General features: G+C 51.0%; 12 protein-coding genes and 1 tRNA gene. 1 reads left to right on the forward strand and 12 read right to left on the reverse strand.

The genetic code is table 11. From position 1 onward, the window contains the following. Nucleotides 1-9: 9 nt before the first annotated feature. The 12 genes from rpsG to L1I42_RS09375 form a co-directional block, all read right to left on the reverse strand. Nucleotides 10-480, reverse strand: a complete 471-nt coding sequence (rpsG, locus tag L1I42_RS09320) for a 30S ribosomal protein S7 (RefSeq protein ID WP_133574002.1) — start codon at nucleotides 478-480, stop codon at nucleotides 10-12. A 14-nt stretch (nucleotides 481-494) separates the two neighbouring features. Next, nucleotides 495-866, reverse strand: a complete 372-nt coding sequence (gene rpsL, locus L1I42_RS09325) for a 30S ribosomal protein S12 (RefSeq protein ID WP_027836110.1) — start codon at nucleotides 864-866, stop codon at nucleotides 495-497. A gap of 538 nt (nucleotides 867-1,404) precedes the next feature. Continuing rightward, complete coding sequence (rpoC, locus tag L1I42_RS09330) at nucleotides 1,405-5,628, reverse strand: DNA-directed RNA polymerase subunit beta' (protein WP_236114263.1); 4,224 nt, start codon at nucleotides 5,626-5,628, stop codon at nucleotides 1,405-1,407. A 97-nt stretch (nucleotides 5,629-5,725) separates the two neighbouring features. Then, entirely contained in the window at nucleotides 5,726-9,880 is a 4,155-nt protein-coding gene (rpoB, locus tag L1I42_RS09335) for a DNA-directed RNA polymerase subunit beta (protein WP_236114264.1), read from the reverse strand. 196 nt (nucleotides 9,881-10,076) lie between these two features. Continuing rightward, nucleotides 10,077-10,454 (reverse strand): 50S ribosomal protein L7/L12, encoded by a 378-nt coding sequence (gene rplL / locus L1I42_RS09340; protein WP_236114265.1) that lies wholly within the window; start codon nucleotides 10,452-10,454, stop codon nucleotides 10,077-10,079. 54 nt (nucleotides 10,455-10,508) lie between these two features. Continuing rightward, complete coding sequence (gene rplJ / locus L1I42_RS09345) at nucleotides 10,509-11,027, reverse strand: 50S ribosomal protein L10 (protein WP_236114266.1); 519 nt, start codon at nucleotides 11,025-11,027, stop codon at nucleotides 10,509-10,511. A gap of 321 nt (nucleotides 11,028-11,348) precedes the next feature. Continuing rightward, complete coding sequence (rplA, locus tag L1I42_RS09350; protein WP_236114267.1) at nucleotides 11,349-12,044, reverse strand: 50S ribosomal protein L1; 696 nt, start codon at nucleotides 12,042-12,044, stop codon at nucleotides 11,349-11,351. A gap of 5 nt (nucleotides 12,045-12,049) precedes the next feature. Then, entirely contained in the window at nucleotides 12,050-12,478 is a 429-nt protein-coding gene (rplK, locus tag L1I42_RS09355) for a 50S ribosomal protein L11 (protein WP_236114268.1), read from the reverse strand. Between the two features lie 119 nt (nucleotides 12,479-12,597). Continuing rightward, entirely contained in the window at nucleotides 12,598-13,128 is a 531-nt protein-coding gene (gene nusG, locus L1I42_RS09360) for a transcription termination/antitermination protein NusG (RefSeq protein WP_236114269.1), read from the reverse strand. A 31-nt stretch (nucleotides 13,129-13,159) separates the two neighbouring features. Next, a complete protein-coding gene (secE, locus tag L1I42_RS09365; RefSeq protein ID WP_236114270.1) occupies nucleotides 13,160-13,354 on the reverse strand; it encodes a preprotein translocase subunit SecE in 195 nt (64 codons plus the stop codon). A gap of 259 nt (nucleotides 13,355-13,613) precedes the next feature. Continuing rightward, nucleotides 13,614-13,689 (reverse strand) — tRNA-Trp (locus tag L1I42_RS09370). A gap of 83 nt (nucleotides 13,690-13,772) precedes the next feature. Further along, nucleotides 13,773-14,150 carry an MAPEG family protein gene (locus L1I42_RS09375; protein WP_236114271.1) on the reverse strand — a complete coding sequence of 126 codons (378 nt, stop codon included), beginning with the start codon at nucleotides 14,148-14,150 and terminating at the stop codon, nucleotides 13,773-13,775. 210 nt (nucleotides 14,151-14,360) lie between these two features. Here L1I42_RS09375 and L1I42_RS09380 point away from each other — a divergent pair, with 210 nt between their 5' ends. Beyond that, nucleotides 14,361-16,469, forward strand: coding sequence for an FG-GAP-like repeat-containing protein (locus L1I42_RS09380; protein ID WP_236114272.1), 2,109 nt, complete (start codon nucleotides 14,361-14,363; stop codon nucleotides 16,467-16,469). Nucleotides 16,470-16,484: the final 15 nt, after the last annotated feature.

A 16,484-nucleotide genomic window follows, 5' to 3' on the forward strand; every position in this document is an offset into this window, starting at 1 on the left:
TTTAAAAACTTACCAGCGGTAATGTGAGAAAGCACGGTTGGCGTCTGCCATCCGGTGCGTATCTTCACGCTTCTTAACAGCCTGACCGCGACCATTGAGTGCATCGAGCAACTCACCTGACAAACGGTCGACCATTGTGTTCTCACCACGGTTCCGTGCAGCACCGATTAACCAACGAATGGCCAATGCTTGCTGACGCTCAGAGCGCACTTCAACAGGAACCTGGTAGGTTGCACCACCAACACGACGAGAACGTACTTCAACCGCAGGACGCACATTGTCGAGGGCCTGATGGAACACCTCTACAGGGTCTTGCTTCGTACGTGCTTCAACCGCGTCAAATGCACCATATACAATACGCTCAGCGACGGACTTCTTACCGTCTACCATGAGCGAATTCATGAATTTCGTAACAACGAGATCACCGAACTTCGGATCCGGGTTGATCTCACGTTTTTCCGCGCGATGCCGACGTGACATTGAACGTAAACTCCTTACTTAGGCCGCTTAGCGCCGTATTTAGAACGACGCTGCTTACGATCCTTGACGCTTTGGGTATCCAAAACGCCCCGCAAAATATGATACCGCACACCAGGAAGGTCACGGACACGACCGCCACGAATAAGAACAACAGAGTGTTCTTGCAGATTGTGGCCTTCACCCGGAATATAAGAAATCACTTCCCGCTGGTTTGTAAGGCGCACTTTGGCCACTTTACGCAACGCGGAGTTGGGCTTCTTAGGGGTCGTTGTGTACACACGTGTGCAAACACCACGCTTTTGCGGGTTTGCTTCCATAGCCGGAACTTTGTTCCGCTTTGGCTTCGCCTGCCGAGGCTTGCGGATCAGCTGATTAATGGTCGGCATATTGCTCGAACCTTCTTTCCATCCGTTCAAAACTCAATTCATCAGATCACAACAATCAAATGGCGCTCCCCATCGGCCCAAAGGCTCGGCGGCACCATTTAAAAACAGAGGATCGCCAGGCTATTGACCTAGAGATCTTGTGTCTCGCTATTGTCGCGTCTGTTACCCGACGGTGTGTTTGAAGCATATGTGTCTGGGTTTTTTTGTTAACCGAGACGGGTCAAATGCTCCACGACCTACCGCGAAGGTAGGGCGTTACTAAATCGAACCGGGCTCTACGTCAAGGGTTATCGCGGTTTTTTTCTATAAAGGCGAAAAAATCCGGCTTTAAGACCGTCTTAAGAGACGGATTTTGATCTCGAGGACAAATCCGACCTCATATCAGATCACTTCTCTTAAAATACAAGCCAATATTTGGCGCAAATGATCTTAAGTTCAAGAGGCTGATTCCGTTTTGCACTGAAATCAGAATCGATTCCCCAAAAAAGAAAGGGCGCCCAAATGGACGCCCTCTCCCAATGCTTAATATACGAGCAAACTATTCGCCGGCTTGGTCCGAAGAGTCGCTTGACGCAGCTTCAATGCGCAAGGCATTTCGTGCGGCCAGCTCTTCATCAGCTTGACGCTGGCGTTCCGCCAAGATCAAATCATCACGCTTCGCCGCAATCTTTTGTGTAGATGCGGTAAAGGCACCGGTGCCCACTGGGATCAGTCGGCCCACAATGATGTTTTCCTTCAAGCCTTCCAGCGGATCGGCCTTGCCACTCACAGCAGCTTCGGTCAATACGCGCGTTGTTTCCTGGAACGACGCGGCAGAGAAGAACGACCGTGTTTGCAGCGATGCTTTGGTGATGCCCAACAGAACCGGCACAGCCTGTGCTGGTTTGCGGCCATCCGCCTCGAGACGCTGGTTCAACTCATCAAAGTCGATATGGTCAATATGCTCTTCTTTGATCAAGCCTGAATCACCTGGATCGGTGATTTCAACCTTTTGCAGCATTTGACGTACAATCACTTCGATGTGCTTGTCGTTAATGCCCACACCTTGCAAGCGATAAACTTCCTGGATTTCATTGACCAGATATTTGGCCAATTCTTCCACGCCCTTAATCGCCAGAATATCGTGTGGCGCGGGGTTGCCGTCCAACAGATACTCACCACGCTCAATGGTGTCGCCTTCTTGCAAGTGGAACGGCTTGCCTTTTGGAATGAGATATTCCACTGGCTCCCCGCCTTCTTCATGCGGCTCGATCACAATGCGACGCTTGTTCTTATAGTCACGGCCAAAGCGGATGGTCCCATCGATCTCTGCGATAATCGCATGATCTTTAGGCCGACGCGCTTCAAACAATTCCGCTACCCGTGGCAGACCACCGGTAATGTCTTTTGTTTTCGCGCTCTCCAATGGCGTACGTGCAATAACGTCACCAGGGTTCACCTTCGTGCCCGGATCAACCGCAATCACCGCATCAACAGAAAGCAGATAACGGGCTTCGCCGCCACGATCCAGCTTGATGGCTTTGCCATCTTTGCCGGTGATGGCCAGAGCAGGCTTCAAATGCTCGCCACGTGGGTTTGAACGCCAGTCGATCACCAAGCGTTTGGTAAAGCCGGTGCTCTCGTCAGTTTGTTCAGAAACAGACGCACCTTCCACCAAATCTTCAAAGGCGATCTCACCTTCAACTTCTGCCAGAACAGGACGTACATATGGGTCCCATTCAGCAATCCGCTGACCGGCCTTGACGGTTTCGCCAATCTTGACCCGCAACAACGCGCCATATGGCACTTTGTGGGTCCCGCGCTCATTGCCGTCTTCATCAGAAATGGCCAGCACCAGGTTCCGGCTCATATTCACCGTACGCCCGTCACTGTCTTCGGCCACCTGACCCGACTTCACAGACACAACACCTTCGTGGTTCGCTTCAATAAAGGAGCTGTCCACGACCTGCGCTGTACCGCCAATGTGGAAGGTCCGCATGGTCAACTGTGTGCCCGGTTCACCAATGGATTGCGCGGCGATAACACCAACCGCTTCACCCATATTCACCGGTGTACCGCGGGCAAGGTCACGGCCATAACATGTGCCGCAAACGCCCTGACGTTGCTTACAAGTCAACACTGAACGGATCTTGATGGACTGAACTTTCGCCGCTTCGATGCGCTCGACGTCAGCTTCTTCAACCATCACGCCATTTGCAACGATGACTTCATCGGTTTTCGGATCCAGCACATCTTCAGCAGTGGTCCGACCCAACACACGGCTGCCCAAAGACGCAATGACGTTACCACTATCAATGATAGGGGTCATTGTCAGGCCTTCTTCTGAACCGCAATCTTTGCCAGTGATGATACAATCTTGCGCCACGTCAACCAGACGACGAGTCAGATAACCTGAGTTCGCTGTCTTCATCGCGGTATCCGCCAAGCCCTTACGGGCACCGTGGGTCGAGTTAAAGTACTCGTTCACGGTCAAACCTTCTTTAAAGTTTGAGATAATTGGCGTTTCAATGATGCCACCATCCGGACGCGCCATCAAACCACGCATACCAGCAAGCTGTTTCATCTGCGCTGGCGAACCACGCGCACCTGAGTGAGACATCATATAAACCGAGTTAATCGGTGTCTGACGTTTGGTTTCCTCATCGATCTGAACCGAAGAAATCCGGCTCATCATCTCGTCGGCCACCTTGTCACCACACTTGGCCCAAGCATCAACAACTTTGTTGTACTTCTCGCCGCGGGTGATCAAGCCGTCATTATATTGCTGTTCAAACTCTTCAACCTGCTTGCGGGTGGTTTCAACGATACCCACTTTGGTGTCCGGGATAACCATGTCATCCTTACCAAAGGAAATACCGGCCTTACAGGCATAGCGGAAACCAAGATCCATGATCTGGTCACAGAAGATCACTGTGTCCTTCTGACCGCACGCACGGTAAACCGTGTCGATCAGTTTCGAGATCATTTTCTTGGTCATCAGCTGGTTGCACGCCTCAAACGGCACCGCATGGTTTTTCGGCAGCAATTGCGCAATCATCATGCGACCAGGTGTGGTCTCATGAATCTGGCTTACCTCATTGCCATCCTCATCAATGGTCTTGAACCGACCTTTGATTTTGGTGTGCAAGGTGATGACCTTGTTTTCGAGCGCATATTCAATCTCGCCCATATTGCCGAAGGCCATGCCCTCACCTGGCTCATTTTCATTCATCAATGAGAGGTAATAAAGCCCCAGAACAATATCCTGCGATGGCACGATCACGGGTGAACCGTTGGCCGGGTGCAAGATGTTGTTGGTGGACATCATCAATACGCGCGCTTCGAGCTGTGCTTCGAGCGACAATGGCACGTGTACCGCCATTTGGTCACCGTCAAAGTCAGCGTTAAAGGCCGCACAGACCAGCGGGTGAAGCTGAATAGCTTTACCTTCGATCAACGTCGGTTCGAAAGCTTGGATACCCAAACGGTGAAGTGTTGGCGCACGGTTAAGCATAACCGGGTGCTCACGGATCACTTCATCCAAAATATCCCAAACTTCGGGACGCTCTTTCTCTACCAGCTTTTTCGCCTGCTTCACGGTTGAAGACAAACCTTTGGCTTCAAGACGTGAGTAGATGAACGGCTTGAACAATTCCAAAGCCATCTTCTTGGGCAAGCCACACTGGTGCAGCTTCAATTCGGGACCAACGGTGATCACCGAACGGCCGGAATAGTCAACCCGCTTACCCAGCAAGTTCTGACGGAAACGGCCTTGCTTACCCTTGAGCATATCTGACAAGGATTTCAGCGGACGCTTGTTCGCACCAGTAATGGTGCGGCCACGACGACCATTATCGAACAGCGCATCAACTGACTCTTGCAGCATACGCTTTTCGTTCCGGATAATGATGTCCGGTGCGCGCAGCTCCATCAACCGCTTCAACCGGTTGTTCCGGTTGATCACACGACGATAAAGATCGTTCAGATCAGATGTCGCAAAGCGACCACCGTCCAGCGGCACCAAGGGGCGCAGTTCAGGCGGGATAACCGGAATAACGGTCATGATCATCCATTCAGGACGGTTGCCTGAAACGATGAAGTGCTCAACCACTTTCAACCGCTTGCCAAGTTTTTTCGGCTTCAATTCGGTTGTGGCTTCAGCAATCTCAACGCGCAACTCAGCGGCCAGCTTTTCAAGATCAAGCGCCGCCAGCATTTCGCGCACCGCTTCCGCACCAATCATCGCGGTGAAGGCATCGGCACCATACTCATCCTGGGCGTCGATATATTCTTCTTCCGTGATCAACTGGTTCACAGCAAACGGGCTGAGCCCCGGCTCGATCACCACATAGTTTTCGAAATACAAAATCCGCTCGACATCTTTCAATGTCATATCGAGCAACAGCGCGATACGGGATGGCAATGATTTCAAGAACCAGATGTGGGCAACGGGCGCAGCCAGTTCGATATGGCCCATGCGTTCACGGCGCACGCGAGACAAGGTGACTTCAACGCCACACTTCTCACAGATCACGCCTTTAAACTTCATGCGCTTATATTTGCCGCACAAGCACTCATAGTCCTTTTGCGGACCAAAGGTGCGCGCACAGAACAAACCGTCCCGCTCAGGCTTAAACGTACGGTAATTGATGGTCTCTGGCTTTTTGATTTCACCAAAGGACCATGACAAGATTTTCTCGGGGCTCGCAATGTTGATCTTTACCTGATCAAACACTTGGGCCTGGGCCTGCGGATTGAAAAGATCCATAACTTGATGGTTCATTTTCCTGTCTCCTTTAATGCAGGGGTGGGATGAAATCGCCGCTCATCCCTAAACCCGCTGCTAAAAATTAAGCGATTAGGTTACGTTTAATGACGTGCTATTCCGCAGCATCCTGTGAAGAGCCTTCAATGGCCTCCAACGTATCCCCGTCATCGTCACCCTCGTCTTCGCTTGAGCTCAATTCAACATTGAGGCCAAGAGACCGGATTTCTTTGACCAACACGTTAAAGCTTTCTGGAACTCCAGCTTCAAACGTGTCATCGCCCCGTACAATCGCTTCATAGACCTTTGTGCGCCCTGCAACATCGTCTGACTTAACTGTCAGCATTTCTTGCAAGGTGTACGCCGCACCATAAGCCTCAAGCGCCCAAACTTCCATCTCACCAAAGCGCTGACCACCAAACTGTGCCTTACCGCCCAATGGCTGCTGAGTCACAAGTGAGTATGGTCCAATTGACCGCGCGTGGATCTTATCGTCCACCAAGTGGTGCAATTTCAGCATGTAGATGTAGCCAACAGTCACGTCACGGTGGAATTCTTCACCGGTCCGGCCGTCGATCAAGCGGGACTGACCAGAGCCTTCAAGCCCTGCCCGTTCCAGCATATCCACGATGTCTGGCTCTTTCGCCCCGTCAAATACCGGGGTGGAAATGGAGACGCCGTTTTGCAAGTAGTCTGCCAAGCGAACAACGCTGTCATCATCAAGATTTTCAACGTAGTCATCGCCTTTATAAACGTGGTTCAACTCTTCACGCAGCGGGGTCACATCTTTGGTCTCTGCACGACGATAAGTGTCATACATTTCACCAATGCGCTTGCCCATGCCGGCACAAGCCCAGCCAAGGTGCGTTTCAAGAATTTGACCAACGTTCATCCGGCTTGGCACGCCAAGAGGGTTCAAAACGATATCAACTGGCGTACCATCGGCCAAGTGAGGCATATCCTCGATGGGCATGATGCGGGACACCACACCCTTGTTCCCGTGACGGCCAGCCATTTTATCGCCTGACTGAATCTTGCGCTTGGTCGCAACAAAGACTTTCACCATCTTCATCACGCCCGGTGGCAATTCATCACCACGCTGTAGCTTATCAACCTTGTCAATAAAGCGCTGCTCAAGCTGTTTACGGCTGTCTTCATATTGGCCTTGAAGGGCTTCAATTTCAGACATGACCTTGTCGTCATCAACCGCAAACTGCCACCATTTTGAACGTGGATGCGCTTCAAAAATTGCATCATTCAATTTGGTGCCAGCAACATAGCCTTTTGGCCCTGCAGTTGCTTCTTTGCCGAACAACATCTCTTTCAAACGTGCAAACACGTTTCGGTCGAGAATTGACTGTTCGTCGTCGCGGTCTTTTGCCAAGCGTTCAATTTCTTCACGCTCAATGGCCATCGCACGTTCATCTTTGTCGATGCCGTGACGGTTAAACACACGTACTTCAACAACAGTACCCGCATCACCTGGCGGCACACGCAAAGATGTGTCACGCACGTCAGACGCTTTCTCACCAAAGATCGCACGCAGCAGCTTTTCTTCCGGTGTCATTGGGCTTTCGCCTTTTGGTGTGATTTTACCCACCAAAATGTCACCAGCTTCAACATCGGCACCAATGTGCACAATGCCCGCCTCGTCCAAATTCTTCAGTGCTTCTTCTGAAACGTTTGGAATGTCGCGTGTGATTTCTTCAGGACCCAATTTGGTGTCCCGCGCCATCACTTCAAATTCCTCAATGTGAATTGAGGTGAACACGTCATCCTTCACGATATTTTCGGAAAGAAGAATAGAGTCTTCGTAGTTGTAACCATTCCAAGGCATAAACGCGACGAGCACGTTCCGGCCAAGCGCCAAATCACCTAGATCGGTTGAAGGACCGTCGGCAATAATATCGCCAGCTTCAACATGGTCACCCACCACAACCAAAGGACGCTGGTTAATGCAGGTAGACTGGTTGGAGCGTTGGAACTTCATCAGGGTATAGATATCCACGCCGGTTTTCGATGCGTCTGTTTCTTCAGTCGCCCGAATAACGATACGTGTCGCATCCACTTGATCAACGATACCAGTACGCTTTGCCACAATCGCGGCACCAGAGTCGCGGGCCACGACAGGCTCCATGCCTGTGCCCACAAATGGCGCTTGAGACCGCAGCAATGGCACAGCCTGACGCTGCATGTTAGAGCCCATCAAGGCGCGGTTCGCATCGTCATTTTCCAAGAATGGAATAAGCGACGCCGCAACTGAAATCACCTGTTTCGGGTTAACGTCCATCAGGTCGATATTTTCGCGCGGGATCAACATCACCTCACCTGCCCGACGACCGGTCACCAGATCATTCTGGAATTCATTGTCGTCAGTCAGCTTAGCGTTGGCCTGCGCAATATTGTACCGCGCCTCTTCCATGGCGGAGAGATAAACAACATCGTCTGTCACTTTACCGTCTTCCACCTTGCGATAAGGGGTTTCGATAAAGCCATATTTGTTGACGCGTGCAAATGTGGCCAAAGAGTTGATCAAACCAATGTTTGGCCCCTCAGGCGTTTCAATCGGGCAAATTCGACCATAGTGGGTCGGGTGCACGTCACGCACTTCAAAGCCAGCACGCTCACGGGTCAAACCACCTGGCCCAAGCGCAGACAAGCGACGCTTGTGGGTGATTTCAGACAATGGGTTTGTCTGGTCCATAAACTGAGACAATTGTGACGAGCCAAAGAACTCTCGTACCGCAGCCGCCGCAGGCTTCGCGTTGATCAAATCCTGTGGCATCACAGTGTCGATCTCGACAGAAGACATCCGCTCCTTGATCGCGCGCTCCATGCGCAACAAACCAAGACGGTAGTGGTTTTCCATCAATTCGCCAACTGAACGCACACGACGGTTGCCTAGATTGTCGATATCGTCGATCTCACCGCGACCATCGCGCAGATCAACCAAGGTGCGAACAACTTCAACAATGTCGTCTTTGCGCAATGTCCGTACAGTGTCTTCACACTCTACATTCAAGCGCATGTTCATTTTCACACGACCAACGGCCGACAGATCATAGCGCTCTGAATCAAAGAACAATGACTCAAACATCGCTTCTGCAGTTTCGATGGTGGGCGGCTCACCCGGACGCATCACACGATAAATATCGAACAATGCATCTTCGCGGCTCTCGTTCTTGTCGATTGCCAAAGTGTTGCGCAAATAAGCGCCGATATTCACATGGTCAATATCCAAGATCGGAATTTCGGTGAGGCCGGCTTCGACCAGCTTGGTCAACGAATCCGCATCAATCTCATCGCCAGCTTCTGCGTAGATTTCGCCCGTGTCCATATTGAGCAGATCTTCAGCGATATAGCTGCCGAACAGTTCTGCATCATCCACCAAAATGTGGGTCATGCCGCCTTCAGCCAGCTTTTTCGCTGCACGTGCAGACAATTTCTTGCCCGCTTCATGCACGACGTCGCCGCTGTCAGCATCCACCAAGTCAAAAGCAGGTTTGGTGCCGCGGAATTTCTCCCACTCAAATGGCTGACGCCAGCCACCTTTGGTACGTTCAAAAGAGATCGTGTTGTAATAAGTGTTCAAAATCTCTTCAGCGTCCATGCCCAAAGCTTTGAGCAATGAGGTCACTGGAATTTTACGCCGACGGTCGATGCGGGCGTAAACAATATCCTTGGCATCAAATTCAATATCGAGCCAAGAACCGCGATAAGGAATGATCCGTGCCGCAAACAGCAACTTGCCTGAAGAGTGAGATTTGCCTTTATCATGGTCAAAGAACACGCCAGGCGAACGGTGCATTTGTGAAACGATCACCCGCTCGGTGCCGTTCACCACAAAGGTGCCGTTAGATGTCATGAACGGCATATCGCCCATATAAACATCTTGCTCTTTAATGTCTTTAACTGAGCGCGCGCCGGTTTCTTCGTCAACTTCAAACACGATCAAACGCAACGTCACCTTAAGGGGCGCTGCGTATGTCATGTCGCGCTGGCGACACTCATCAACATCATATTTAGGCTGTTCAAAGTCATAGGACACAAAGTCCAATGACGCTGTGTTGGCAAAATCTGTGATCGGAAATACCGATTTAAACACAGATTGCAAACCTTCATCGGCACGCCCGCCTTCTGGTTGATCTACCAACAAAAATTGATCATACGAAGCTTTTTGAACTTCAATGAGATTTGGCATCTCCGTGACTTCACGAATGCTGCCGAAGGACTTCCGTACCTTACGTCGACCGTTATAGGTGGTGGCCATGCCCGCTCCTATGTTTTTAAAATGCCTGAAGGGCAAGTATCCAGAACACCGACAATCAGCCGACGGTGCTCGGGATATCTGCCCTACTTTAGGTTTCCGCAACTTCGTCTGATTTGGTTGATAAAATCAGACCTATATGCTGAATTACGCCAGCAAAATTGAGTGGCGACCCGCAAGGACCGCCACCCAAAAAGAACTACTTAAGCTCAACAGAAGCGCCAGCTGCTTCAAGCTTAGCTTTGATTTCTTCAGCTTCAGCTTTAGCAACGCCTTCTTTAACGGCTTTAGGTGCACCTTCAACCAGGTCTTTAGCTTCTTTCAAGCCAAGACCGGTGATTGCGCGTACTTCTTTAATCACGTTGATTTTCTTGTCGCCTGCACCAGCAAGAATGACGTCAAATTCGTCTTTTTCTTCTGCAGCAGCACCACCAGCGTCACCGCCAGCAGCAGCAGCAACTGCAACAGGTGCAGCAGCTGAAACGCCCCATTTTTCTTCAAGCATTTTTGACAATTCTGAAGCTTCAAGAACTGTAAGGGCAGATAGGTCTTCAACGAGCTTTTCTAGATCAGCCATTGTATTCCTCTTTTGTGTTTAAATGTTTCGAACCGTGGGTGGTTGCGAAGCGCCTTATGCCGCTTCGCCCTTTTCTGAATATGCCGAGACCACGCGGGCAACTTGACCGCCTGGAGCTTGAAGAACAGACGCAATTTTCGCAGCAGGCTGTGTAAGCATGCCGGCGATTTTCGCACGAAGTTCATCAAGAGATGGCAATTCTGACAATGCAGCAACAGCAGCTGCATCCAATTTGGTTTCGCCCATCGCGCCGCCCAAAATGACATATTTGTCATTTGCTTTGGCAAATTTGGCAGAGATTTTCGCTGCCGTGATAGGGTCTTCCGCATAGGTCAGAACAGTCGGACCAGTGAGAAACTCACTAAAGTCCGCAATCTCTGCATTTTCAAGAGCGCGCTTGGCAAGGCGGTTTTTTGCAACCTTGACCTGACCACCTGCCTGTTTCATCTGCACGCGCAGATCTTCCATTTTGGCAACTGACAAGCCCGAGTAATGAGCGACTACGACAGAGCCCGATGCGTTGAACGCATCCTGCAATGACGAGACCAGCTCACGCTTTTCCGCTTTATCCACTGCTTCTCTCCACTATAAAGCCCGGAAAAATTTCCGAACATTTTGCAGATTTGCTGCTTGTTTAAGAGCTGGTTGAAACCAGCCTTCCCCAAGCAACGGTGAAATGCCTGTAGATTAGCGGCTTTAACGCCAAACCAATCCGGTTCGAACCAAACACATATGGCTTGCGCCAAATCTGTTTCATTCTCACCCCATCTATTGCAGGCTTTTCGCTGATTAAGCACCAATGGTGCACCTACAGTCTCGGACAGGACTTTTAGGAACCCAATTGCTCGGGTTCCCATGATCAGACTTTCGCCTGAAACTTTATTGCGCGTTCAATTAGCCTTGAACGCTTGAAACGTCAATATGCACGCCTGGGCCCATTGTCGAAGACAACGCCACACGACGGATATAAGTGCCTTTTGCACCAGCGGGTTTCGCTTTTGAAACGGCGTCAGCAAAGGCCTTGATGTTCTCAACCAATTTGGCTTCATCAAATGAGGCTTTGCCTACACCAGCATGCAAAATACCAGCTTTTTCAACGCGGAATTCAACTGAACCGGCTTTAGCAGCTTCAACAGCAGTTTTCACGTCGGGTGTCACTGTGCCCACTTTTGGGTTTGGCATCAGGTTACGAGGACCCAAAACTTTACCCAAACGTCCTACCAAAGGCATCATGTCTGGTGTCGCAATGCAGCGATCAAAGTCGATATTGCCTTTTTGAACTTCTTCAACAAGGTCTTCTGCACCAACAATGTCTGCACCCGCAGCCTTGGCTTCTTCAGCCTTCGCATCGCGGGCAAACACAGCGACGCGTACGTCACGGCCTGTACCATTAGGCAATGCCACAACACCACGCACCATTTGGTCAGCGTGACGTGGGTCCACACCCAAATTCATCGCCACTTCGATGGTTTCGTCGAACTTAGCGCTGGCATTGCTTTTCACCAAAGCAACAGCTTCGCCCAATTCGTACAATTTCTTACGATCAACTGCTTCGCGGGCAGCTTTAGTCCGTTTACCAAGTTTGGCCATCTCGCTTACTCCGCTACTTCCAGACCCATTGAACGGGCAGAACCAGCAATTTGTGCCATTGCCGCTTCAACTGTGTCCGCATTCAGGTCTTTCATTTTCTTTTCTGCAATGTCGCGCAACTGATCTTGAGAGATCGTGCCCGCAGAAGCGTGTCCAGGTGTTTGTGAACCGCTCTTGATGTTCAATGCTTGCTTCAAGAAATAGCTCACCGGCGGCATCTTCATCTCGAAAGTGAAGCTCTTATCCGCAAAAATGGTGATCACGACCGGAACCGGTGCGCCTTTATCCATTTCCTGAGACGCTGCGTTGAACGCCTTACAGAATTCCATGATGTTCAAGCCGCGCTGACCAAGAGCGGGGCCGATTGGAGGTGACGGCGTGGCGCTGCCCGCCGGCACTTGAAGCTTGAGATAGCCATCAATCTTTTTTGCCATTTGTCGTGCCTTTATTTAGTTGGCCCTGAAATCTCAGGGCCGATTTAACGACAGTGCGGTCACGAGGTTCAGTGCATCGATGTGGCAACATCAACACCCTCTCCCGCACCATTAAATGATCAGAGCTTTTCAACCTGACCATATTCCAATTCAACCGGCGTAGCCCGACCGAAAATAGAAACTTCAACTTTAAGCCGTGCGCGTTCTTCATCGACTTCTTCCACCAAGCCGTTAAAGCTGGCGAAAGGACCATCGGACACGCGAACCTGTTCACCTACTTCAAAGCTCACAGAAGGCTTCGGACGATCCACACCTTCTTGAACCTGCGTCAAAATGGCTTGCGCTTCTGACTCAGAAATCGGGATCGGCTTGTGATCAGACCCCAAAAAGCCGGTGACTTTAGGCTGGTTCTTGATCAGGTGAAATGTTTCGTCGGTCAATTCCATTTTGACCAAAACATAGCCAGGGAAGAACTTGCGCTCTGCATCGACTTTGCGTCCGCGGCGCACTTCCACCACTTTTTCCGTGGGCACCAAAACCTCATCAAACAAATGGTCAAGCCCGGAGCTCGCCACTTTTTCTTTGATGGATTCCGCTACCTTACGCTCAAAATTTGAGTAGGCCTGGACAATGTACCAGCGCTTTGCCATGCGTTTAAACCTTACCGCTTTTTGTTAAACCTCAGCCCAAGCTGAGCAAAAGTCCTACAATCCATGAATTAATCTGATCCGCCGCCAGAAAAAACAGGCTGGCCAGCGTGATCATAATCAAAACCATAACTGTCGAAATCAATGTCTCGTTACGGGTTGGCCACACAACCTTTGCAACCTCTGAGCGCACTTGCTGCAAAAATGTAAAAGGATTCGTCCGTGCCATATTTAATCCTGACTGTTCAAACCGTGAAGAATCAATGCCTTATCGGCGTTTCTTCACATATTCAGATACCCATAACCAAATAGCCGCGCGAAAGTCCCGCACGGCTGGTTGCGCCTACATAGCTTTATCCCCATCAAAACGCAACCCCTTATTGAGGCAAAACCGAAGCCGAAAATCCTAGCTATGCATTGAGTGCGCCACATCGGCGACCACCACAATTGCACCCGCTACACCAACGGTTTATCGATGTGTTGAAAAATGGCAGGGGCGGAGAGACTCGAACTCACGACCCTCGGTTTTGGAGACCGATGCTCTACCAACTGAGCTACACCCCTGCAAATCGGCATAAATACCGCTGGCATGGTCTAATGCCAACGGCGTTTTCTTTCAAGTGTATTTATGCGCTTTTTTCACTTTTTTATCCAAAAAGTGGCAGCGCCATCATCACAAGGCCGACAAATCCGATGATCCAAACCACAGAGCGCAGCCAAGGCACCGCCAGCAAATAACACACGGCATAAACAATCCGTGCCACAAGAAAAATCTGTGCCCCCAACATCGCTTCAGCCTCATTGCCGTTTACAATCGCAAGGATCGCCAGCGGCAAGAAGAGAAATAGGCTCTCTTTCAAATTGTTCAAGGCGCGCGATGCACGCTGCCCCGAAACCGGCAACTCGGGCAAATCGTCCCGACTGCCGACATATCGCTGTAACCCGATTTGAGAAAAGCGAAAAAGTGCCGGTGTAAAGAGTTGCACCAAATAAAGCGCCAGCACAGCAAGCAAGATCGTCGCCATTATGTCCTCCCAGATCGTATTTAACGGCGCCAACCTAAACTGAGTCCGCTCGATTACATAGATAATTCATCCAATTACCCAGCACCGTGAATCAAGCAATCAATAGAGAGGGAGGAACACATATTAATCTGATCGGCCATGCTGTACCATCCGCCTGCATATTAAATCCGATTTTTTAAATTTTAATTCAAACAATTATTAGGAAACATAATGAAACTTCCAATACTTACCCGGGGCTGCCTTTGCACCGCCCTACTCCTAGCCGGATCTGTTGGAGCCGCTAGCGCCGCTGATCCAAATGGTTCGCGATATGATAATTGGTCGCAAAATGCGGTCTGGCTCAATCATTATGGTCGCTACACAGATGGCGGCTGGGTCTCATCTAAATATCCTCGAATGTTCGGTGACGTGAATGGCGATGGCATGCAAGATGTGGTGGCCTTTGGGCAAACCGGTGTTTATATCGGCATTTCGAACGGCACTTCGTTCGTGCATGACTCCAGTGTCTGGGTCTCCGATTTTGGATATGGCGATGGTTGGCGCGTGGATACCGATCCGCGCTTTACAGCGGATATGAATGGCGATGGCAAAGACGATCTGGTCGGCTTTGGCAGCGATGGCGTCTATGTCGCACTTTCTACCGGCACATCATTTAATGCCGCGACACAATGGACAAACCAATTTGCCAGCTCAGTCTGGCCGAACAGCAACTGGATCCGCACGCTCGGCGATGTAAATGGCGATGGCCATCCCGACGCCGTCGGCTTTGGTAGCGACGGGGTCTATGTCGGGTTAGGCAATCCCTCGAGCAGCAAATTTGATGATGCCACCCGCTGGATCCAGAATTATGGCACAGACCAAGCTTGGAACACGACGGACTACACCAGGCTGCTCGCGGATGTAAATGGCGATGGCAAAGACGATATTGTCGGCTATGGCATTCAGGGCACCTATGTCTCTTTAGCCCAGCCCAACAACACCTTTAATGCCGCCGGCCTTGTTGTGGCCAATTTCGGCTCTGACCAAATGTGGAACAACACCACCCATCTTCGCACCGCGGCCGACGTAAACGGCGATGGTTATGCCGACCTTGTCGGCTTTGGCGACAGCGCCACCTATGTGGGATATTCGAATGGCACCAACACTGCAAATTCGTGGACATTCGCCACGCTGACCAACCAATTTAGCCATGGTTCCGGTTGGACAATTGACGGTACCTTGCGTTTTGTGACCGATATCAATGGTGACCGCAAGGCCGACATTGTTGGATTTAACGCACCTGGGATGCAAGTTGCCCTCGCCCAAGGTCAGGGACAAGACGTCACTTACACAAGCGCGGCCCAATGGGTGAACGATTTCGGCTCCGATCAGGCCTGGGTGGTTGGCGAAAGCCCCCGCTTTTTGGTGGATGTGAACGGCGACGGCCGGCCAGAACCAGCGGGCTACGGCTATTACGGTGTCTATGTTTCCCCATCAGCTTCACTATATTGCTGCGATAAGATTGATTTTCTCGACACTGGCTCCACCCCACCCAATCAGCAGGTAAATGGAGCTTGGATTGGACGCACATATCTGCCGCGGGCACAACTGGTGCTAAACGCGCCCAATAATCCCGACACCTGCGAAACCAACCCGACCTACAAAAACCCCGTGGAACCGATTGTGGCAAACGCCACCGGCTATGGCCCGTGGAGCAATCAATATTCAGCCCGGCTGTTCATCAACGCCAATTTCTTCGACATCGGCGCTGGCAATCCATATGTAACGCCCTGTACAACGGCACTTGGCTGGACCCTCGGCAACACACAAACAATATCAACTTATGCAACAGTGCATGATGGCGCCACGCAAACCATGGCGTTTTTCACACCGGCCCACGCCCAATCCACGGGCACATATGCCGAAATTTTGGGCAACAACGCCGTGTCGGCCCAACGTGACAACATCCAGAATGCCGTGTCCGGTTTCACTCTGGTCTCTGATGGCCAGTATAATGACCAATCCAAGGGCATCTCGCCGACGACCAATCGCGCCCGGGCGGCAATCGGCCTGACACGGGATGGCAAAACGCTGATCATAGCGGTCGTGAACAATGGCCATGATGGCGGCTCCTACCCCGATGGGGGCACAACGCTGAAAGGGCTGGCAGATCTCCTCATTTCAAAAGGCGCCTATTCAGCACTGACCCTGGACGGTTCAGGCTCATCACAGCTGATCTTCACAAACGGCAGTGTCACCTTCAAATCCGTGGGCAGTGATAATGCTCAGGGCGGAACCCACCAATATCGTCCGGTGCCCGTCTTTTTGGGCGTGCGATAGACACTGAAAACGAAA

This window comes from Maritalea mediterranea, from assembly GCF_021568695.1.
Lineage (GTDB): Bacteria > Pseudomonadota > Alphaproteobacteria > Rhizobiales > Devosiaceae > Maritalea > Maritalea mediterranea.

Coding starts and splice junctions, on each gene's coding strand:
- rpsG (WP_133574002.1), bottom strand. CDS start 480: ATGTCACGTCGGCATCGCGCGGAAAAACGTGAGATCAACCCGGATCCG.
- rpsL (WP_027836110.1), bottom strand. CDS start 866: ATGCCGACCATTAATCAGCTGATCCGCAAGCCTCGGCAGGCGAAGCCA.
- rpoC (WP_236114263.1), bottom strand. CDS start 5,628: ATGAACCATCAAGTTATGGATCTTTTCAATCCGCAGGCCCAGGCCCAA.
- rpoB (WP_236114264.1), bottom strand. CDS start 9,880: ATGGCCACCACCTATAACGGTCGACGTAAGGTACGGAAGTCCTTCGGC.
- rplL (WP_236114265.1), bottom strand. CDS start 10,454: ATGGCTGATCTAGAAAAGCTCGTTGAAGACCTATCTGCCCTTACAGTT.
- rplA (WP_236114267.1), bottom strand. CDS start 12,044: ATGGCCAAACTTGGTAAACGGACTAAAGCTGCCCGCGAAGCAGTTGAT.
- rplK (WP_236114268.1), bottom strand. CDS start 12,478: ATGGCAAAAAAGATTGATGGCTATCTCAAGCTTCAAGTGCCGGCGGGC.
- nusG (WP_236114269.1), bottom strand. CDS start 13,128: ATGGCAAAGCGCTGGTACATTGTCCAGGCCTACTCAAATTTTGAGCGT.
- secE (WP_236114270.1), bottom strand. CDS start 13,354: ATGGCACGGACGAATCCTTTTACATTTTTGCAGCAAGTGCGCTCAGAG.
- L1I42_RS09375 (WP_236114271.1), bottom strand. CDS start 14,150: ATGGCGACGATCTTGCTTGCTGTGCTGGCGCTTTATTTGGTGCAACTC.
- L1I42_RS09380 (WP_236114272.1), top strand. CDS start 14,361: ATGAAACTTCCAATACTTACCCGGGGCTGCCTTTGCACCGCCCTACTC.